Here is an 18,936-nt window from a genome sequence, read left to right as displayed (position 1 = left end):
CGCCCGGGAACCCGGGAGGGCGCGGCGCCGCCGGGCTCAGCTCCGGCGCATCCGCTCGACCGCGTCCTTGGACGGGCCGTCGAACGCGACCTTCCCGGACTGGATGAGGATCCCGCGCTCGCAGAGGTCCGACACCATGTCGAGGTCGTGGCTCACGACGACCAGGGTCTTCCCCTGGTCGTGCAGCTCGCGGATCTTCGCGAGGCACTTGCGCTGGAACGGCTCGTCGCCCACCGAGAGGATCTCGTCCACCAGCAGGATGTCGACCTCGGTGTGGATCGCGACCGAGAACGCCAGGCGCAGGAACATGCCCGAGGAGTAGTGCTTGACCTCGGTGTCGATGAACTTCTCGATCTCGCTGAACTCGACGATCTGGTCGAAGCGCGCGTCGATCTCGTGCTGCTCCATGCCGAGGATCGCGGCGTTGAGGTAGATGTTCTCGCGGCCCGAGAGGTCGGGGTGGAAGCCCGCGCCCACCTCGATGAGGCCGGCGATGCGCCCGCGCGCGAGCACCTCGCCGCTGTCGGGCTGGTAGACGCCCGAGATGAGCTTGAGCAGCGTGGACTTGCCGGATCCGTTGAAGCCCATGAGGGCCACGGACTCGCCGGGCCGGACGGAGAAGCTGACGTCGTCGAGCGCGTCGAAGGTGGAGGCCAGCGGCTTCCGGCGGACGGCCGCGATGACCGTCTCCTTGATGGAGTGGGTGTGGCGGAGGAGGAACGACTTCCGCACGTTCTCGACGATGATGCGCGGGAGCGCGTCCGACTCAGAGGTCCTGGGCAAAGCGCCCCTCCAGCTTCTTGAAGACGAGCTGCCCGAGCAGGAGGCTCAGGAGCGAGACGCCGAGGGCGATGAACCCGTACACCCAGAGGTTCGGCGGCAGCTCGCCGGCGCCGCCCGTGGTCGGGTACCAGAACGCGGCGTGGAACAGCTCGACCGCCGCGGTGACGGGGTTGAGCTGGTAGATCACGAGCAGCCAGTCGGGCAGCACCTTCGCGACCTGCGCGTAGGGGTAGAGCACGGGCGAGGCCCACACGACGACCATGACGATGAGCTCGACGAAGTTCTGCGAGTCGCGGAACGACACGTTGGCGGCGCCGAAGAGCATGCCGAGGCCGATGGCCAGCGTGCCGATGATGGCGACCGCGAGGAAGATCCCGAGCACCTGCACGGGTGTCGGAGCCCAGCCGACCAGCAGGCAGACGACGAGCAGGATCACGAGCTGCGGCAGGAAGTTGACGAGCGCCACGAACGTGCTCGACACCGGGAACAGCTCCCGGGGCAGGTAGATCTTCTTGATCAGCGCCCCGTTGTCCACGAGCGACTTCGTGGAGTTGGAGAAGGCCTCCGTGTAGAAGTTGATGAGGATGATCCCGGAGAACAGGTAGACGGGGTAGTTCACCTGGTTGCGGTTCAGCTGCAGGAACACGCCCATCGCCACGAAGAACACGGCGAACTGCGCCGCCGGCTTGACGTACGACCAGAGCCAGCCGAGGACGGATCCGCGGTACCTGACCTGCACCTCCTTCTTCACGAGGAGGGAGAGGAGGTAGCGGCGGCGGTACACGTCCAGGAGCCCCGCGCCCGTGCCGGGCCTCGAGAACTCCCGGGACTGGGAACTCGTCATGCTCGACACGTGATGGTGCCCTTCGGACTGCGTGGGGCCCGCGCGGGGCGCGGAGCGGGATCGGCTCGGGTGTCCGGGATCGGACCGGACACGAGTGTAACCGTCAGCGCGCCCGGAGGACGCCGTGCCGGGCGGCGTCGGACAGCGCCGCGCGCCAGTCGCGGAGCGGCACGAGGCCGACGCGGGCCCAGGCGTCGTGCCCGAGCACCGAGTAGGCGGGGCGCGGGGCGGGGCGCACGAAGGACGCGCTGTCGGTGGGCCGCACGCGCTCGGGATCCAGGCCCGCCTCCGCGAAGACGGCCCGCGCGAGCTCGTACCAGGTCGCCTCGCCGGTGGCCGTGCCGTGGAAGACGCCCGCGGGCGCGCCGGCGTCGACGAGCTCGACGATGCGCGCGGCGAGGTCGACCGTCCACGTCGGCTGGCCGCGCTGGTCGTCGACCACGGAGACCGTGTCGTGCGAGGCCGCGAGCCGCAGCATCGTGGAGGGGAAGGACGCGCCGCCCGCGCCGTACAGCCATGCGGTGCGGACGACGCTCGCGCCCTCCGGGTGGCCGTCGAGCACGAGCCGCTCGCCCTCGGCCTTGGTGCGGCCGTAGGCGGAGACGGGCGCGTGGGGCGCCTCCTCCGGGTAGGGGGAGGTCGCGGATCCGTCGAAGACGTAGTCGGTGGAGACGTGCACGATGCGCGCGCCCGCGTCGGCGGCCGCGCGCGCGAGCACGCCGGCGCCGGTCGCGTTGATCGCCCGGGCCGCGTCCTCGTGCTCCTCGGCCGCGTCGACCGCGGTGTACGCGGCCAGGTTGACGACCACGTCGTGCCCGGCGACGGCGGCGCGGACGGCGGCCTCGTCGGTGATGTCGAGCTCGGCGCGCGCGGGCGCCGTCGCGTCGTGCGCGGCGAGGGCCGGGAGGAGGTCCTGGCCGAGCATGCCGCGCCCGCCCGTGACGAGGATCCGGCTCACGCGGGCAGCTCGGCGCGCGCCTTCAGCGGCTCCCACCACGCGCGGTTGTCGCGGTACCACTGCACGACGTCGGCGAGGCCCTGCTCGAACGGCACCTGCGGTGCGTAGCCGAGCTCGCGCTGGATCTTGGAGATGTCGACGGAGTAGCGCAGGTCGTGGCCCTTGCGGTCCTCGACGCGGTCGACGTACGACCAGTCGCGGCCGGTGGCGTCGAGCAGGAGCTGCGTGAGCTCGCGGTTGGTGAGCTCGGTGCCGCCGCCGATGTTGTAGATCTCGCCGGGCGCGCCCTGCACGAGCACGAGCGCGATGCCGCGGCAGTGGTCGTCGACGTGCAGCCAGTCGCGGATGTTGAGGCCCTCGCCGTAGAGCGGGACGTGCTTGTCGTCGATGAGGTTCGTGACGAAGAGCGGGATGACCTTCTCGGGGAAGTGGTACGGCCCGTAGTTGTTCGAGCAGCGCGTGATGGAGACGTTGAGCCCGTGCGTGCGGTGGTACGAGCGGGCGAGCAGGTCGCTGCCGGCCTTCGACGCCGAGTAGGGGGAGTTCGGCTCGAGCGGCCGCTCCTCGTCCCACGAACCCTCGGCGATGGATCCGTAGACCTCGTCGGTGGAGACGTGCACGAAGCGCTTGAGGTCGTGGCGGAGGGCCGCGTCGAGGAGCTTCTGCGTGCCGAGCACGTTGGTCTCGACGAAGATGCTCGCGTCGCGGACGGAGCGGTCGACGTGGCTCTCGGCCGCGAAGTGCACGACCGCGTCGACCTGCGGGATCCACTCGTCGAGCACGGCGTCGTCGCGGATGTCGCCCTGGACGAACGTGTACCGCGGGGAGTCGCTGACGGGCGCGAGGTTCTCGAGGTTGCCCGAGTAGGTGAGCGCGTCGAGCACGACGACGTCGGCGCCCTCGAGCCCGGCGTAGTGGTCCTGGAGCGCGTGGCGCACGAAGTTGGAGCCGATGAAGCCGGCGCCGCCGGTCACGAGGATCCTCATGGGGATGTGTCCTGTCGTCGAGACGCCGGGCGGGTGGGCCGACGTCGGGGGAGAGTCCGCTGCTGTTCGGGGGCGGACCGCCTGCGAGTGTACCGGCGACGGCCCCCGTGGCCACGTCCCCGTGCGGGGGAGGCGCGGGCCGCACGGCGGATCCCGGGGGTGAGCGGGCAGGATGCGGGGATGGCCGCCTCCCGCATCCGCGCGCTCCTCCGCGACGAGCGCGTGGCGTTCCTCCTGGTCGGCGGCTTCAACACCGTCTTCGCGTTCCTCCTCTTCGCGGGGCTCGCCGCCACCGCGGGACGGGTGCTCGACGCGGCGGGGCTGCCGGTGCTCGGGTCGCTCGTCCCGCTCGCCGGGAGCTACGCCGTGGCCGTGCTCGTGGCGTTCGCCCTGTACCGGCGGCTCGTGTTCCGCGTCCGCGGCCACGTTCTGCGCGACCTCGCGCGCTTCGTGTCGGTGTACGCCGTGTCCATCGCGCTCAACGCCGTCTCGCTGCCGCTGCTCGTCGCGGCGGGCGTCCCGCGTCTCGTGGCCCAGGCGCTCATCGTGGTGGTGATCACGCTCATCAGCTACGTCGGGCACCGCTGGTTCTCGTTCCGCCGGCCCCCCGACGAGGGCCGGGCCGGCCGCTGACCGGCCCGTTGCTAGACTCCGACCCGTGCAGATCCGAGAGCTCGCCGTGCCCGACGGCTACGAGATCACCCCCGTCCAGCGCGCCGACGACCGGGGCGTGTTCCTCGAGTGGTACCGGTTCGACGAGCTCGAGCGCGTCGTGGGCCACCGGCTCGACCTGCGCCAGGCCAACATGAGCGTGTCGAAGCGCGGCGTGGTCCGCGGCGTGCACTTCGCCGACGTGCCGCGCGGCCAGGCCAAGTACGTGAAGGCCGTCTCCGGCGCCGTGCTCGACTTCGTCATCGACATCCGCGTCGGATCCCCGACCTTCGGGCAGTGGGACAGCGTGCGGCTCGACACCGAGACCCACAAGGCCGTCTACATCTCCGAGGGCCTCGGCCACTGCTTCGTCGCGCTGACCGACGACGCGGCCGTCACCTACCTCGTGAGCGACGTCTACAACCCGGGCGCCGAGCACGGGATCGACCCGCTCGACCCCGAGGTCGGACTCGTCTTCCCCGAGGAGGCGGGCGAGCCGCTCCTCTCCCCGAAGGACCTCGAGGCCCCGACGCTCGCCGAGGCGGCGGCCGCCGGGCTCCTCCCCACCTGGTCGGACATGCGCGCCTTCCACGAATCCCAGAAGGCGAGCTGACCCATGAAGGGCATCATCCTGGCCGGCGGCTCCGGCACCCGGCTCTGGCCGATCACGAAGGGCATCAGCAAGCAGCTGATGCCGATCTACGACAAGCCGATGATCTACTACCCCCTGTCGACCCTGATGATGGCGGACATCCGCGAGGTGCTCATCATCACGACGCCCGAGTACAACGACCAGTTCCGGGCCCTGCTCGGCGACGGATCGCACCTCGGCATGCGCATCGAGTACGCGGTGCAGCCCTCGCCCGACGGCCTCGCGCAGGCCTTCGTCATCGGCGAGGAGTTCATCGGCGACGACTCGGTCGCGCTCGTCCTCGGCGACAACATCTTCCACGGGGCCGGCCTCGGCACGAGCCTCCGGAAGAACACCGAGATCGACGGCGCGCTGATCTTCGCATACCACGTGGCCGATCCCACGGCATACGGCGTGGTCGAGTTCGACGACGACTTCACGGCCGTGTCCATCGAGGAGAAGCCGGCTCAGCCGAAGAGCGCGTACGCGGTGCCCGGCCTCTACTTCTTCGACAACGACGTGGTCGAGATCGCGAAGGGCATCCAGCCCAGCGAGCGCGGCGAGCTCGAGATCACCGCCGTCAACGACCACTACCTCCAGGCCGGCCGCCTCCACGTGCAGGTGCTCGACCGCGGCACCGCGTGGCTCGACACCGGCACGTTCGAGAGCATGATGCAGGCGTCCGAGTACGTGAAGGTCATCGAGGACCGCCAGGGCTTCAAGATCGGCTGCATCGAGGAGATCGCGTACCGCGCCGGCTGGATCGACCGCGACGCCCTCGAGGAGCTCGCGCGTCCGCTCATCAAGAGCGGCTACGGGCGCTACCTCGTCACGCTGCTCGACGCGTAGCGCCGCCCGGCTGGTCTGGCCGGCGTCAGCGGGCGGTGAGCTCGCCGGACTGCAGGCCGGAGATGAGGGCCTGCGCCGTGATGTGGATCCCGGCGGGCAGCGGCATCGTGTCGCGCTCGTCGAGGTCCGGCCACACGACGCTCTCGAGGCGCAGGTCGACCGCCTGGTAGCCCGCGAGCGGGGAGAGGCCGAGCATCACGTGCGGCCGCGCCTTGCCGAGGGCCGTGAAGTGCCCGAGCAGCGCGCTGATGGTGACGGGCTGGCCGGACGCCAGGATCTTGACGACGTGGGTGTCCGCGGGCAGCTCCAGGAGGCGCGCGGTCGCGTCGCGCACGAGGCCGGCGCAGTCGTCGGCGTAGAGGTAGTCGCGCACCGTCTCGAGCGGGACGTAGATCGACGCCGGGGTGGGGGAGAGGTTGGCGCGGGCCAGCTGCGTGATGAGGCCCTGCGGCTTGCCGACCGCCTGGCGCGGCCCGTACAGGTTCGCGATGCGCCCGATGAGCGTGCGCACGCCGGCGCGCTCGCCGAACGCCCGCACGAGGGCCTCCGCGCGGAGCTTCGCCTCCCCGTAGGGCGCGAGCGGCCGGGGCTCCGTGGCCTCCGTGAAGGGCGGGCGGGCCGCTCCCGCGTACACGCCGCCCGCGGACGACGAGTAGAACAGCGCGCCGCCGGGTGCCGGGGCGGTCTCGGCGGCCCGGGCGATCTCGTCGAGCACCGCCTCGAGCTGCCCGAGCTCGTGGTCCAGCTGCGCGCGCGTGCTCCCGGTGACCGCGGCGCCCGCGCACCACATGACGGCCCAGCGGCCGGCGGCGCGGCCCACCTCGAGGAGCCGCTCCGCCTCGGTGCGCGCGGCCGCCCGCATCACGGACTCGTCCGTGGTCGACCAGGGCAGCGGTCGGGCGGCGACGGGAGCCCACCGGGGATCCGCCGTCAGGGCGTCGAGCAGCGACGCGCCGAGGAGGCCGCGCGCGCCGATGATCCAGACGGGGACGGCGGACGTCATACGTGCCCGCGCGGCGGACGCCCGTGCGGGCCGTCCAGGGGGTCGCGCACGATCAGGTACGCGGGCCGGCCCTGCGCCATGCCGACCGAGACGCCGACGTACTCCGCGATGATCCCGAGGGAGAACAGGATGATGCCGCTCGACGCGAGGATCGTGACGATGGTCGACGCCCAGCCGGCGGGCACCGAGTTGTCGGTGAGGCGGCTGACGACGATGACGATCACGAAGATCAGCGCGACCACGAGGAAGAGCGCCCCGAGCACGCTCACGGCCCGCAGGCCCCGCGTGCCGCTGGAGAGCACCATCCGCCAGAAGTGCGAGAAGAGGCGGCGCGGCGAGTAGCCGGACTGCCGCTCGCCCTCGTCCCGGAGGGTGATGTCGCACGTCGAGATGCGGTTCGCGACCCAGCCGAGCGCGATGTCGAGGTACACGCCCGACCCCGCGTACGCGGCGACGCTCCGGCCGACGGAGCCGAGCACGAGCCGGTAGCTCTGGAACTGCTCGGCGTCCTGGTCGGAGGACATGGCGTTGAGGACGACCTTGGCGCCGCGCGACGCGACGTTCCGCAGGAACCCGTGCGACGGCGTGTTCGTCGGCTTCGCGTACACGACCGAGGCGAGGTCGCGCATGGCCACGTCGAGCATGTCGGGGATGAAGCCCGGGTCGTGCTGGCCGTCCTCGTCGAGGGTGACGATCCAGTCGCCGCCGGACGACGCCATGCCCGCGAGCGTCGCGGCGTGCTGCCCGAAGTTGCGGCTCAGCCAGATGGGACGGACGAAGGGGTGCAGGCGCTTGAGCTCGCGGAGGACGCGGGGGGAGCCGTCGCGCCCGTTGTCGAAGACGAGGAGCACCTCGGTCACGGCGTAGCTGTGGCCGTCGCGCGTGATCTGCGGGACGGTGAAGGGCTGGATCTCGGCGATCAGCGCCTCGAGCGTCAGCTCCCCCTGGTACACGGGGATGACGACGGAGACGGAGTGGTCGGGGGGCAGCACGTCGGCCCCCGCGTCCCGCGGCTCGACGGCGCTCACGCGGCGCTCCCGGCCGAGCGCGACATGCGCCGTCCGAGGTAGAGGTACACGAGCCGGCGGGAGAGCGCCTTGGCCCGGGCCATCATGTCGCCGAGCCGGACGTCCGCGCGGGAGACGACGCCGGGGTGCGCCTCGAGCACCCAGCGGTGGAACCCGGCGGCGGCGCTGGCCTGCTCGCCCGCGAGGCGCACGCTCCACTGCGAGTCCGAGATGCGGAAGCCCGCGAGGGCCTTCGGCCCGACGGACGCGAAGTCGCCGCGGAGCAGCACCTTCGCGTACGTGGTCTCGTCGATGAGGTAGGGCCAGCGGGAGTCCCACCAGCCCACGGCCTCGAGGTCGGCCCGGCGCATGAGCACGCAGCCCGGCTCGCCGAAGATGTTGGTGCCCGAGCGGATGGTGCGGCGGACGGCCGCGGCGCCCGTGATGGCGATGCGGGATCCGGAGACGCCGTGGTCGCGCACCACCGGCCGGCTGTCGGCGTCGACGATGTCGCGCGGACTGGCGACGAGCACGACCGACGGCGACGCGTCGAGCTCGGCCACCTGCCGCTCGAGGATGGTGGGGTAGAGGAGGTCGTCGCCGCAGACCAGCTTGATCAGCTCGCCCCGGGCCTCCTGGCTCACGCGGTTCCAGTTGCGGAGGGCCCCGCCGCCCGCGTCGGTGCGGAGCAGGCGGACGCGCGGCTCGTCGGCGTAGCGCTGCATCACGTCCCAGGTGCCGTCGGTGGAGGAGTGGTCCGCGATCACGACCTCGAAGTCGGCGAACGTCTGCGCCAGCACGGAGTCCACCGTCTCCTGGAGGTAGTCGGCGTTGTTGTAGGCGGGGATGACGATCGAGACGCGTGGGGGCACGTGGCTCTCCTTCGGCGAGGCAGGAGGGGACGCGCCCGGGTCGAGGCCCACCCGGTGCACGTCATCGTGCGACGTGCGACGGAGACCGTGGGCGACCGCGGTGCGCGTGCGGACGGGGGCCATCCTCTCACGGCGCCCGCCCGCGACCCGGGAGGCCGCGGTGCGCACCGGGTGGTGCTCACGGGGCCGGGAGGACCCAGGCGTTAGGGTGAGTCCCGCCCCCGCCGACCCAGCCGGTCCGGGCGGCACACGACGAACGGATTCCTCTCCCCATGCGCAGCAAGCTCCTGTGGCCGACCGCCGCCGTCGCCGCCACGGTGGTCGGCGCGATCATCCCGATGCTCTTCTTCACGGGCTACTACTTCGTGAACGACACGGAGGCGGGGGCCTACGGCCAGTGGTTCGAGATCGGCCGGCGGATCCTCGACGGCAACTGGTCCCTGCTCAACCCGACCGTGTGGCAGTCCGGCAACTACCAGGCCGAGGGCGCGTGGGGCATCTACAGCCCCTTCCTCTGGGCCGTCGGCCTCGGCTCGCAGCTCATGTCGAACGCCGCCCTGTACTCGACCATCGTCAAGCTGGTCTGCCTCGCCATCGCCTCCGCCGGCCTCTACGTGCTGGCCCGCGCCTACGGCGTGACCCGCCCCTGGTCCGCGGTCGTGGCCACCGCCGTGCCCCTGGCCGGCTTCACCCTCTACTTCGACGCCCCCTCGTGGGTCAACGGCCTCATGGCCTGGGCGTTCTGGCCGCTCGCCGTCGGCCTGTCGCGACGCGTCGTGCGCGCCGGCGCGAACCCCGTCGGCGCGGTGCTCGCGGCCGTCACCGTGGTGGGCATCGGCTACGCCGCCGCCACGCTCATGCTGGCCGGGGCGCTCGGCGCGCTCCTCGTGGAGGCGCTCATCCGGCGCCGCCGTCCCGAGGTGCTCCGTGCCCTCGGGCTCTCGGTCATCGCCGGGCTCTTCGCGGTCCTGGTCCACCTGCCCGGCGTGCTCACCTCGTCCGTGTCGGGGCGCTCGAACTCCATCGGCAACGACGGCTTCCTCACGGTCGACCTGAGCGACCTGGCCATCTCGGGGATGCCCATGGGCAGCCCGTTCATGGACTACTACGTGGGGAACATCCCGGGCGCCCCCATCACCTACATCTCCTGGCTGCTCCCGCTGCTCGTCCTCATCGACTGGCGCCGGCTCTGGGCCCTGCTGCGCGGGCGGCCGTCCATCCTCATCATCGGCGTCGCCGCGATCGCGGGCGTTCTCGCCCCGTCGGAGATCGGGCCGCTCCGCTACCCCGTGCGCATCGTCCCGTACCTCACGGCCGTCATCCTCGTCGTCCTGGCGCTCGGCTTCTCGCGCAGCATGCGCCGCGTCCTCACCCGCCGCCACCTCTACGCCGCCTGGGCGATCGTCGCCGTCGACGGCGCGCTGCTCCTGACCCAGGATCCGCGGGCGCTCAAGCCGGCGATCGTGGCCGTCGCGCTCGTCGGCGCCCTCGTGCTCCTCGTCTACGGGCTCGCCGTCGGCTGGCGCCCGCGTCGCGGGCCCGCCGCCCTCGGCCGCGTCGCCGACCGCGCCCGCGCCACGCGCCGGTCCCGGTCCGCGGCCATGGCCGTCGTCGCGATCGTCGGCACGGTCGCCCTCCTCGTGCCGCAGCACTACCGATCGCCGAAGTCCCCGCTGGAGACGTACGACCTCCCCGCGGACGTCAGCGCCTACAGCACGCAGCTCCCGCGGGCGGAGGGCGACATCCTCGTCGTCGGCTTCCCGCAGACCACCGACTACGCGGAGACCCTCCTCGGCAACTCCTGGTACGTCACGGGCAAGCCGGTCCAGAACGCGTACTCCTCCGTCTACTACCCGGGCTACGGCAACAAGGTCTGCATGCAGTTCAACGGGCTCACCTGCGGGGCGCTGTACGAGCGCCTCTTCCAGCCCGTCAAGGGATCCGACACCGGGGTCGACCTGGTCGACCTCATCGGCGCGAGCACCGTGCAGGTCATCAAGGCCCAGCGGGGGAGCGACCCCGCGAAGACCGTCGCGCGCAGCGACTGGGAGGACGTCCCGGCCGGTTGGAGCGTCGTCGAGGACACCCCGACCACGCGCACGATCGTCCGCGACACCCCGCTGCGGGGCGCGGGCGGGGTCGCGTGGACGTCGGACGGCACGCGGGTGACGCTGCTGCACGACGACCCGATGGGATCCACCTTCCGCGTGGACGCCGCCCCGGCCGACGGCGGCACGGTCGCCATGGCCCTCATCCCCTGGCCGGGGTACCAGGTGTCGGGCGCCGAGCTGCGCGCGAAGCCGGTCGACGGCTTCCTGCTCGGCGTGGACGTCTCCGCGGCGGATGTGGGGAAGACCGTCACGGTGTCGTTCTGGAGCCCGGGCTGGCAGGTGCAGGTCGCGTCCGCCGCCCTCGTGATCCTCCTCACGGCGGCATGGGCGATCGGCCGCCTCGTCGTGCGCCGCCGCCGGGTGACCGCGCGATGAGCGGGCTGCCGCCGCGCGTCGTCGCGGTCGTCGTCGCCTGGAACCGCCGGGAGCTCGTCGTCGAGACCCTCGCGGCGCTGGCCGCGCAGACGGTGCCGCTGCACGACGTGGTCGTCATCGACAACGCCTCGACGGACGGGTCGGCCGACGTCATCCGCGCGCGCTTCCCGGAGGTCGCGCTCACGACGCTGCCGACGAACACCGGGGGAGCGGGCGGGTTCACCGCGGGCATCGAGCGCGCGCTCCGGGTCCACGACGCCGAGCTGGTGTGGCTGATGGACGACGACACCGTCCCGGATCCCCCCGCGCTCGAGGAGCTGCTGCGCGCGCGCGCCGCCGCCCCGCGCGGCACCGTCGTGCTCGCGTCCGCCGTGCGCTGGACGGACGGGCGTCCGCATCCCATGAACACGCCGCGCACGAGGCCGTCGGCGTCCCGGGCGAGCGTCGCGCGCGCCGCCGGGCACGGCTGCACGCCCGTCCGCACGGCGTCCTTCGTGTCGATGATGATCGAGGCCGAGGCCATCCGCGCCCACGGCCTGCCGATGGCCGACTACTTCCTCTGGAACGACGACTTCGAGTACTCGGCGCGCCTCCTGCGCCGCGGCCGCGGCTACCTCGTGCACGGGAGCACGGTGGAGCACCGCACCCGCACGTTCGGGTCGACGGACGTGGATCCCGGGGCCCGCTTCGTCTTCGAGGTGCGCAACAAGATCTGGATGCTGCGGCTCTCCCGCGCCCTCTCGCCCGCCGAGCGCGTGCTCTACGCGGGTGCAGCGCTCGTCAGCTGGGCGCGGACGATCGCGCGCTCCGCGGACCGGCCGCTGCTGATCCGCGGCCTGGTCGACGGGATCCGCCAGGGCCTGGGGAGCCAGCCCCGCCCGGCCGCGGAGGTCCTCGCCGGCCTCGGCGGCATCACCGAGGGCGTCCGCCGCATCGAGGCGGGCGCCGGTCGCGCCTGACCGCTCCCGCGCCGGACGGCACGGCGTCGGCGGCCCGTCGTCCGTCCCGTCCCGCCGGGCGGCACGGGCGCCGGGCCGCATCGCCGCCGGGATCCCCAGCCCGGCTCCCGGTAGACTCTGGTGCTCGACGCGACCCGGCCCGCCCGGCCGCCCGTCCGGCACCGACGGCCCCGCTGCGCACGCAGCACGGAACATGATGGAGGACCCGTGCCCACCGAGGCCTTCTCGCTCCTCCTCCCCGTGTACCGCGGCGACCGTCCCGAGTTCCTCCGTCGGGCGTTCCGCAGCAGCGTCGACGACCAGGCGCTCCGACCGGACGAGGTCGTCGTCGTCCGCGACGGCCCGGTGTCGGCCGAGCTCGCGCGCACCATGGCGGAGCTCGCGGAGGCGTCGCCCGTCCCCGTCGTCACGGTCGAGCTCCCGCGCAACATGGGACTCGCCTATGCCCTCGAGCGCGGGCTCGAGGCCTGCGCGCACGACGTCGTGGCCCGGATGGACGCCGACGACATCAGCCTCCCCGAGCGCTTCGCCCGCCAGCTGGCGCTCATCTCCGGCGGCCTCGACCTGGTCGGCACCGGCATGTACGAGTTCGCGGACGACGTCGGCACCATCGCCGGACGCCGCACCCCGCCGGTCGGCGCCGACGCCATCTCCCGCTACGCGCGCTTCCACGACCCGTTCAACCACCCCACCGTCGTGTACCGGCGCGCCGCGGTGAAGCGGGCCGGCGGCTACATGCCGCTCGGCCTGATGGAGGACTACTACCTCTTCGCGCGCATGATCCAGTCGGGCGCGCGGGTGGAGAACCTCCCGGATCCGCTCGTCATGTACCGCGTGAGCGCGGGCGCCTACGCCCGCCGCGGCGGCGTCGCGCAGCTCGTCGCCGAGCTGCGGCTCCAGCGGGAGTTCCGCCGCCGCCGCTTCACGTCGCCCACGCAGGCCCTGCGCAACGTGCTGGTCCGCGGCAGCTACCGCCTCATCCCCGAGGCCGTCCGCCGCGGGCTGTACCGTCGCCTGATCACGCGCGACCGGACGGTCCCGCGGGCCCGCGCCTGATCCCCCGTTACCCTTGACCAGTCCCGTCGAGCGCCCGTCGAGCGCCCGTCGGGCGCCACCCCAGCAAAGGAATGTGCCATGAGCCCTGATCTCGTAGTGGTCGGGTCCGGTTTCTTCGGACTCACGATCGCGGAGCGCGTCGCCGAGGAGCTGGGCCTCAAGGTCCTCGTCATCGACCGCCGCGACCACATCGGCGGCAACGCGTACAGCGAGAAGGACCCGGAGACCGGCATCGAGGTGCACCGCTACGGCGCGCACCTGTTCCACACGTCGAACGAGACGGTGTGGGAGTACGTCAACCGCTTCACGGACTTCACGCCCTACGTGCACCGCGTCTACACGGAGCACGAGGGGGAGGTCTTCCCGCTGCCGATCAACCTCGGCACCATCAACCAGTTCTTCCGCTCCGCCCACGGCCCCCAGGCCGCGCGCGACCTCATCGCCGAGCAGGCCTCCGAGCTCGACGCCGGCGAGGCGAAGAACCTCGAGGAGAAGGGCATCTCCCTCATCGGGCGCCCGCTCTACGAGGCGTTCATCCGCGACTACACCGCGAAGCAGTGGCAGACGGATCCCACGGACCTGCCGGCCGAGGTCATCAGCCGCCTGCCCGTGCGCTACACGTACGACAACCGCTACTTCAACGACACGCACGAGGGCCTGCCCGTCGAGGGGTACACCGCCTGGCTCGAGCGCATGGCCGACCACCCGAACATCGAGGTCCGCCTCGAGACCGACTTCTTCGACGAGACGCAGGAGGTCAACCGGGCCTCCGTCGTGGGGAAGGTGCCCGTGGTCTACACGGGCGCCATCGACCGCTACTTCGACTACTCGGAGGGCGCGCTGTCGTGGCGCACGCTCGACTTCGAGCGCGAGGTGCTCCCGGTCGGCGACTTCCAGGGCACGCCCGTCATGAACTACGCCGACTCCGACGTGCCGTTCACGCGCATCCACGAGTTCCGCCACTTCCACCCGGAGCGCGACGCCCCGGCTGACAAGACGGTCATCATGCGCGAGTACTCGCGCTTCGCCGAGGGCGACGACGAGCCGTACTACCCGGTCAACACGGCGGCCGACCGCGAGGGCCTGCTGAAGTACCGCGAGCTCGCCAAGCAGGAGGAGGGCGTCTTCTTCGGCGGCCGCCTCGGCACGTACCAGTACCTCGACATGCACATGGCGATCGGCGCGGCGCTCTCGATGTACGAGAACAGGCTCAAGCCCGTCCTCGTGAAGGACGCGTCCTGATGGCCGCCGCCGGCGAGGGGGCTCCCGGGGAGCTCGACCTCATCCAGCGCGTCATCCTGCCGTCCGAGCACGACCCGGACATCGTCCCGCTGTACGTCGACGCGGACTACTGGACGAGCATCCCGGTCGCCCCCGAGAAGCGCCGGCGCTCGCCGCTGCGCGTGGTCGACTCGGACACGCACAACGCCGTCGTCCGCCTCAGCGACATGGGCATCATCAGCGCCATCCGCGGCGACCGCGGCTTCCAGGTGCCCCACCGCAGGAAGGTGTCGTTCGGCACCTACTTCAACGCGTTCCCCGCCTCCTACTGGCGCGCGAGCACCACGCTCGACGGCGTCGTGCTCGAGGTGGAGACCCGCGGCGAGGGCCAGGTCATCGTCTACCGCTCGAACGCGCGCGGCGTGATCCAGAAGGTCGACGGCGCCGCGGTGTCCGGCTCCGCCACCTCCCGCTTCGAGCTCCCGTTCACCTTCTTCGCGGACGGCGGCTGGTACTGGTTCGACCTGATGGGCGAGGAGGCCGACTTCGCGCTCGTCCAGGCCGGCTGGTACGCCCCGGAGGGATCCGCCCCCACGGCGGGTGCCGCGGGATCCGTCAGCATCGCCATCACCACGCTCAACCGCGCCGAGTACTGCGTGAAGCTCCTCACCGACATCGGCGACAAGCCGGACGTGGCGGCGCTCCTCGACCACGTCTACGTCACCGACCAGGGCACCCAGAAGGTCGCGGACCAGCCCGCGTTCCCGCGCGCGCAGGAGCTGCTCGGCGCGAAGCTCCGCGTCATCGACCAGGCCAACCTCGGCGGATCCGGCGGCTTCTCCCGCGGCATGTACGAGACGCTCAAGGAGGGCGCGAGCGACTACGTCCTCGTCATGGACGACGACATCACGCTCGAGCCCGAGAGCATCCGCCGCGCCGTGAAGTTCGCGGACTACGCGCGGACGCCCACGATCGTCGGCGGCCACATGTTCGACATGTACGACAAGAGCAAGCTCCACGCGTACGCCGAGGGCTTCGACATGTGGAACTTCATGTGGGGTCCCGTCACGCCCACGCGCCACGACTTCAGCGCCTCGAACCTCCGCCAGACCCGGTGGATGCACCGCCGCGTCGACGCCGAGTACAACGGCTGGTGGATGTGCCTCATCCCCGTCTCCACGATCAAGCAGGTCGGCCTGTCGCTGCCCGTGTTCATCAAGTGGGACGACGCCGAGTACGCGCTGCGCGCCAAGGAGGTCGGCGTGCCGACCGTCACGCTCCCGGGGGCCGCCGTCTGGCACGTGTCCTGGGTCGACAAGGACGACTCGCAGGACTGGCAGGCGTTCTTCCACGCGCGCAACCGCCTCATCGCGGCGCTGCTGCACTCGCCCTACGAGCGCGGCGGCCGGTTCCTCACCGCCAACCTCGCCACGGATGTCCGGCACCTGGTCTCGATGCAGTACTTCGCGCTCGCCGCGCGGCACGAGGCGTACCGGAACATCCTCCGCGGGCCGCGCGGCCTGCACGAGGACATGGTGACGCGCCTCGCCCGCACGCGCGAGCTGGCGCAGGGCTTCACGGACGGCGTCCCCATCAAGGACCGCGCCGCCCTCCCCGAGATCGTCCCGCCGGACAAGCCGCAGCGTCGGCGCGGGGGAGGCGCCCCCGCGGGCATCGCCCGCCTCGTGTGGCTCGCCCGGACGGTGGCGCGCCACGCGTTCGCCCCGCTCAGCAAGGCCGCGACGCGCGGGCCGGAGGCGCACCTCGCGTTCGAGGACGCCCGCTGGTGGGTCGTCCCCTCGTTCGACAGCGTCCTCGTCTCCAACGCGGAGGGGTCGGCCGCGCTGCTGCACCGTCGCGATCCCGTCCTCTTCCGCCGCATGCTGTGGACGAGCATCGTGCTCCGCTGGCGCATCCTCGCCCGCTGGCCGCAGCTCAAGGCCGCGTACCGCGCGGCCCTGCCCACGGTCACGAGCCCGGAGACCTGGGCCCGCACGTTCGGCGTCGACCAGCCGCAGGCCGGCCGCCGGAAGAAGTAGCAAGCCGCGGATCCATCGTCCGCTGAGCGCCGAGGGGCATCCGATCCGCACCACGGTGCGGCGGACGCCCCTTCGTGTGTGAGAATCGCATCTCACGGCACGGGGACGCAGGGGGACGCACTTGTTCGACAACGGGGTGGACACGATGCGGCGCGCGCGCCGACGCTCACGGCTGATCGCCTGCCTGGCCGTCTGGGCCGTCGCGCTCGGGCTCGGGCTCGTCGGCACGGGCACCATCGGCGGCTCGGCCGACCCCGCGCAGGCGGCGTCCGGCGCGGACTTCGACCCCGGCATGATCATCAGCGACGCCAAGTTCTACGACGGCGACGCGATGTCGCAGGGCGACATCCAGTCCTTCCTGCAGGCGCGCGTCCCGAGCTGCGCCTCCGGCTACGTGTGCCTCAGGAACTACGTGGAGAGCACGCCGGCGCGCGCCGCGGACAGCCGCTGCTCGAGCCTCCAGGCGTCGCGCCTCAGCGGTGCCGACATCGTCTACTGGGTCGGCCGCGCGTGCGGCGTCAGCCAGGCCGCCCTGCTCGTGCTCCTGGAGAAGGAGCAGGGGCTCGTCACCGACAGCACGCCCAGCGACCGCCAGTTCCGCAGCGCCACGGGGTACGGCTGCCCGGACACCGCCGCGTGCGACTCCCTCTACTACGGCTTCTTCAACCAGGTCTACAACGCGGCGCACCAGTTCAAGGTGTACCAGTCCACGCCGACGCGCTGGAACTACCAGGCCGGGCGCAGCAACCGCATCCTCTGGCACCCGAACGCCGACTGCGGATCCTCGCAGGTCACCATCCGCAACCAGGCCACGGCCGGCCTCTACATCTACACGCCGTACCAGCCCAACACGGCCGCGCTCCGGAACCTCTACGGCACGGGCGACTCGTGCTCCTCGTACGGCAACCGCAACTTCTGGCGCCTCTACTCCGACTGGTTCGGCAGCACGAGCGACGGGCCCGTGTCCGCCTTCGTCAAGGTCGCGACCGACGACAGCGTCTACCTGGTCAGCGGCGGGCAGAAGCACCCGGTCACCGACTTCGCCGTCTACCAGACGCTCTCCGCGCTCGGCGGGATCAGCACGGTCGGCCGCTCGTACCTCGACGCGCTGGCCACGGGCGTCCCCGCGTCCGAGCTCGTGCGCGACCCGTCCGACGGCACGATCAGCCTCGTGCAGGGCGACAGGCAGCACGCGTTCTCCTCCTGCGACCTGGTCGCGTCATACGGCTACAGCTGCTCGGCCGCCGTCCCGCTCGACCCGGGCCAGCTCCGTGCGGTCCCGCAGGCCGGCGCCATGAGCGCGTTCTTCACGCTGCCCGGCGACGGCACGGCGTACCGCCTCGACAGCGGCGCCAAGTACCCGGTGTCCAGCTGGTCGGCGCTCGTCGCGCTCAACGGCGGCGCGTCCGCCTTCGTCGCGCAGATGCGCTCCCAGGTCGGCGCCCGGTACTCCACGGGCCACGTGGCGCTGGAGCCCGGGACGCTCGTGAAGTCGGCGAGCAGCGCCGACGTCTACGTCGTCGACGGGCTGAACCGCAAGGTCGGCGTGCTCGACTTCGCCGTCACCCGCGAGCTCGGCCTCGGCCGGGCCTACAGCACCGTGACCCAGGGCACCCTCGACGGGTACGCGCGGTCGGCGGCGAACCTGTCGCTGCTGGTGCGCTGCGGCGGCACCTCGTACCTCGCCACCCAGGGCAGCATCGTCGCCCTCGCGAACCCCGGGTCGACGGGCCTCCCCGTGACGGACCTCGTGCCCACCACGTGCCGCACCCTCGACGCGACGGGGGGCACGGTGACGGGGTCCGTGCTCGTGAAGAGCGCGGCCGACCCCAGCGTGTACGTCCTCCAGGGCGGCCAGGCCCGGCCGGTGTCGAGCTGGGCCAAGCTCGTCGCCCTCGCGGGCACGTCGTCGCCGACCATCACCACGATGGGCGCCGCGGCCCTCGCCCGCATCCCGGTGGGCGCGGCCTACTGATCCTCGCCCGGCCGAGCCCGCCGCCCGCCCGCCGGTGGAGCGGCGGGCGCGGAGGGTCCACCGGATACAGTGGGGCCGCACCGGACGACCACGGCGCGGCCCGCCGGCCGGCGCCTCGAGCGCCCGGCGCGGCGAGGAGAGCCCATGGACCAGCACGCGCCCGACGTCGACGCTCCCCGCGAGCCGACCCCGCCCCCGGGGATCCTGCTCCGGCTCATCAAGGACGAGCGCGTCGCGTTCCTGCTGGTCGGCGGGTTCAACACGGTGCTCGGCACGGCGTGGTTCGCGCTCTTCTACCTGCTGTGGGGCCACGCCATCCCGTACCCCGTCGTGCTCGTCATCGCATGGGCGGTGCAGCTCCCCATCGCGTTCACCCTGCACCGCAAGCTCGTCTTCAAGGTGAGCGGCAACCTCCTGCCGGACTTCTCGCGCTACACGCTCGTGAACCTCGTGCCGCTGCTCGCCAACATGCTCCTGCTGCCGCTCGTGGTCGAGACCACGCCCCTGGAGCCGATCGTCGCGCAGATCCTCGTGACCATCGTGATCACCGTGGCGACCTACACGGGCCACAAGTTCTTCTCGTTCCGACGGCCGCGCGACGACGCGGTCCGCTGAT

17 protein-coding genes are annotated in these 18,936 nt (G+C 72.1%); 10 read left to right on the top strand and 7 right to left on the bottom strand.

Annotated features, from left to right (window positions below; genetic code table 11):
• Positions 1-36: 36 nt before the first annotated feature.
• The 4 genes from B5P21_RS12395 to rfbB form a co-directional block, all read right to left on the bottom strand.
• On the bottom strand, positions 37-783 hold the full coding sequence (locus tag B5P21_RS12395) for an ABC transporter ATP-binding protein (protein ID WP_086520771.1): 747 nt from the start codon (positions 781-783) through the stop codon (positions 37-39).
• Positions 767-1,636 carry an ABC transporter permease gene (locus tag B5P21_RS12390; RefSeq protein WP_080939283.1) on the bottom strand — a complete coding sequence of 290 codons (870 nt, stop codon included), beginning with the start codon at positions 1,634-1,636 and terminating at the stop codon, positions 767-769. The genes B5P21_RS12395 and B5P21_RS12390 overlap by 17 nt, the downstream gene beginning before the upstream one ends.
• 94 nt (positions 1,637-1,730) lie before the next feature.
• Positions 1,731-2,585: a dTDP-4-dehydrorhamnose reductase gene (rfbD, locus tag B5P21_RS12385; protein WP_045527011.1), complete on the bottom strand. Its 855-nt coding sequence runs from the start codon at positions 2,583-2,585 to the stop codon at positions 1,731-1,733.
• Complete coding sequence (gene rfbB, locus B5P21_RS12380; RefSeq protein ID WP_045527012.1) at positions 2,582-3,571, bottom strand: dTDP-glucose 4,6-dehydratase; 990 nt, start codon at positions 3,569-3,571, stop codon at positions 2,582-2,584. Before rfbB ends, rfbD begins: the two co-directional genes overlap by 4 nt.
• A 180-nt stretch (positions 3,572-3,751) precedes the next feature.
• Between rfbB and B5P21_RS12375 the strand changes: the two genes are divergently transcribed.
• The 3 genes from B5P21_RS12375 to rfbA are packed head-to-tail and all read left to right on the top strand — an operon-like array spanning position 3,752 to position 5,702.
• On the top strand, positions 3,752-4,204 hold the full coding sequence (locus tag B5P21_RS12375; protein WP_045527014.1) for a GtrA family protein: 453 nt from the start codon (positions 3,752-3,754) through the stop codon (positions 4,202-4,204).
• A gap of 25 nt (positions 4,205-4,229) precedes the next feature.
• Positions 4,230-4,835, top strand: coding sequence for a dTDP-4-dehydrorhamnose 3,5-epimerase family protein (locus tag B5P21_RS12370; RefSeq protein WP_045527017.1), 606 nt, complete (start codon positions 4,230-4,232; stop codon positions 4,833-4,835).
• A gap of 3 nt (positions 4,836-4,838) precedes the next feature.
• A complete protein-coding gene (rfbA, locus tag B5P21_RS12365) occupies positions 4,839-5,702 on the top strand; it encodes a glucose-1-phosphate thymidylyltransferase RfbA (RefSeq protein WP_094114409.1) in 864 nt (287 codons plus the stop codon).
• A gap of 25 nt (positions 5,703-5,727) precedes the next feature.
• On the opposite strand, the gene B5P21_RS12360 is transcribed toward rfbA, so the two are convergent.
• From B5P21_RS12360 to B5P21_RS12350, 3 genes are read right to left on the bottom strand one after another with little or no spacing between them, the layout of a single operon-like run.
• On the bottom strand, positions 5,728-6,705 hold the full coding sequence (locus tag B5P21_RS12360; protein ID WP_045527021.1) for an NAD-dependent epimerase/dehydratase family protein: 978 nt from the start codon (positions 6,703-6,705) through the stop codon (positions 5,728-5,730).
• Positions 6,702-7,733, bottom strand: a complete 1,032-nt coding sequence (locus B5P21_RS12355) for a glycosyltransferase (RefSeq protein WP_045527023.1) — start codon at positions 7,731-7,733, stop codon at positions 6,702-6,704. The genes B5P21_RS12360 and B5P21_RS12355 overlap by 4 nt, the downstream gene beginning before the upstream one ends.
• Positions 7,730-8,584: a glycosyltransferase family 2 protein gene (locus B5P21_RS12350; protein WP_045530180.1), complete on the bottom strand. Its 855-nt coding sequence runs from the start codon at positions 8,582-8,584 to the stop codon at positions 7,730-7,732. The genes B5P21_RS12355 and B5P21_RS12350 overlap by 4 nt, the downstream gene beginning before the upstream one ends.
• A gap of 272 nt (positions 8,585-8,856) precedes the next feature.
• On the opposite strand from B5P21_RS12350, the gene B5P21_RS12345 reads away from it, so the two are divergent.
• From B5P21_RS12345 to B5P21_RS12315, 7 genes are all read left to right on the top strand, one after another.
• Positions 8,857-11,070: a hypothetical protein gene (locus B5P21_RS12345; protein ID WP_094171212.1), complete on the top strand. Its 2,214-nt coding sequence runs from the start codon at positions 8,857-8,859 to the stop codon at positions 11,068-11,070.
• On the top strand, positions 11,067-12,029 hold the full coding sequence (locus tag B5P21_RS12340) for a glycosyltransferase (RefSeq protein ID WP_094171211.1): 963 nt from the start codon (positions 11,067-11,069) through the stop codon (positions 12,027-12,029). Before B5P21_RS12345 ends, B5P21_RS12340 begins: the two co-directional genes overlap by 4 nt.
• A 207-nt stretch (positions 12,030-12,236) precedes the next feature.
• Positions 12,237-13,085, top strand: coding sequence for a glycosyltransferase (locus B5P21_RS12335; RefSeq protein WP_045527027.1), 849 nt, complete (start codon positions 12,237-12,239; stop codon positions 13,083-13,085).
• Positions 13,086-13,163: 78 nt separating this feature from the next.
• Entirely contained in the window at positions 13,164-14,327 is a 1,164-nt protein-coding gene (glf, locus tag B5P21_RS12330; RefSeq protein WP_045527029.1) for a UDP-galactopyranose mutase, read from the top strand.
• Positions 14,327-16,345, top strand: coding sequence for a glycosyltransferase (locus B5P21_RS12325; RefSeq protein ID WP_045527031.1), 2,019 nt, complete (start codon positions 14,327-14,329; stop codon positions 16,343-16,345). The genes glf and B5P21_RS12325 overlap by 1 nt, the downstream gene beginning before the upstream one ends.
• 121 nt (positions 16,346-16,466) lie before the next feature.
• Positions 16,467-18,320 carry a hypothetical protein gene (locus tag B5P21_RS12320; protein ID WP_246865284.1) on the top strand — a complete coding sequence of 618 codons (1,854 nt, stop codon included), beginning with the start codon at positions 16,467-16,469 and terminating at the stop codon, positions 18,318-18,320.
• A gap of 144 nt (positions 18,321-18,464) precedes the next feature.
• Positions 18,465-18,935: a GtrA family protein gene (locus B5P21_RS12315; protein ID WP_045527035.1), complete on the top strand. Its 471-nt coding sequence runs from the start codon at positions 18,465-18,467 to the stop codon at positions 18,933-18,935.
• Position 18,936: the final 1 nt, after the last annotated feature.

This window comes from Clavibacter michiganensis subsp. insidiosus (assembly GCF_002240565.1).
Lineage (GTDB): Bacteria > Actinomycetota > Actinomycetes > Actinomycetales > Microbacteriaceae > Clavibacter > Clavibacter insidiosus.
Note: the sequence above shows the minus strand (reverse complement) of the source record. Positions and strands in the feature narration are given on the sequence as shown.

What these genes read in the sequence shown, in the direction of transcription:
- B5P21_RS12340 (WP_094171211.1), top strand. Translation starts at nt 11,067, where the DNA reads ATGAGCGGGCTGCCGCCGCGCGTCGTCGCGGTCGTCGTCGCCTGGAAC.
- glf (WP_045527029.1), top strand. Translation starts at nt 13,164, where the DNA reads ATGAGCCCTGATCTCGTAGTGGTCGGGTCCGGTTTCTTCGGACTCACG.
- B5P21_RS12360 (WP_045527021.1), bottom strand. Translation starts at nt 6,705, where the DNA reads ATGACGTCCGCCGTCCCCGTCTGGATCATCGGCGCGCGCGGCCTCCTC.
- rfbA (WP_094114409.1), top strand. Translation starts at nt 4,839, where the DNA reads ATGAAGGGCATCATCCTGGCCGGCGGCTCCGGCACCCGGCTCTGGCCG.
- B5P21_RS12315 (WP_045527035.1), top strand. Translation starts at nt 18,465, where the DNA reads ATGGACCAGCACGCGCCCGACGTCGACGCTCCCCGCGAGCCGACCCCG.
- B5P21_RS12375 (WP_045527014.1), top strand. Translation starts at nt 3,752, where the DNA reads ATGGCCGCCTCCCGCATCCGCGCGCTCCTCCGCGACGAGCGCGTGGCG.
- B5P21_RS12325 (WP_045527031.1), top strand. Translation starts at nt 14,327, where the DNA reads ATGGCCGCCGCCGGCGAGGGGGCTCCCGGGGAGCTCGACCTCATCCAG.
- B5P21_RS12345 (WP_094171212.1), top strand. Translation starts at nt 8,857, where the DNA reads ATGCGCAGCAAGCTCCTGTGGCCGACCGCCGCCGTCGCCGCCACGGTG.
- rfbB (WP_045527012.1), bottom strand. Translation starts at nt 3,571, where the DNA reads ATGAGGATCCTCGTGACCGGCGGCGCCGGCTTCATCGGCTCCAACTTC.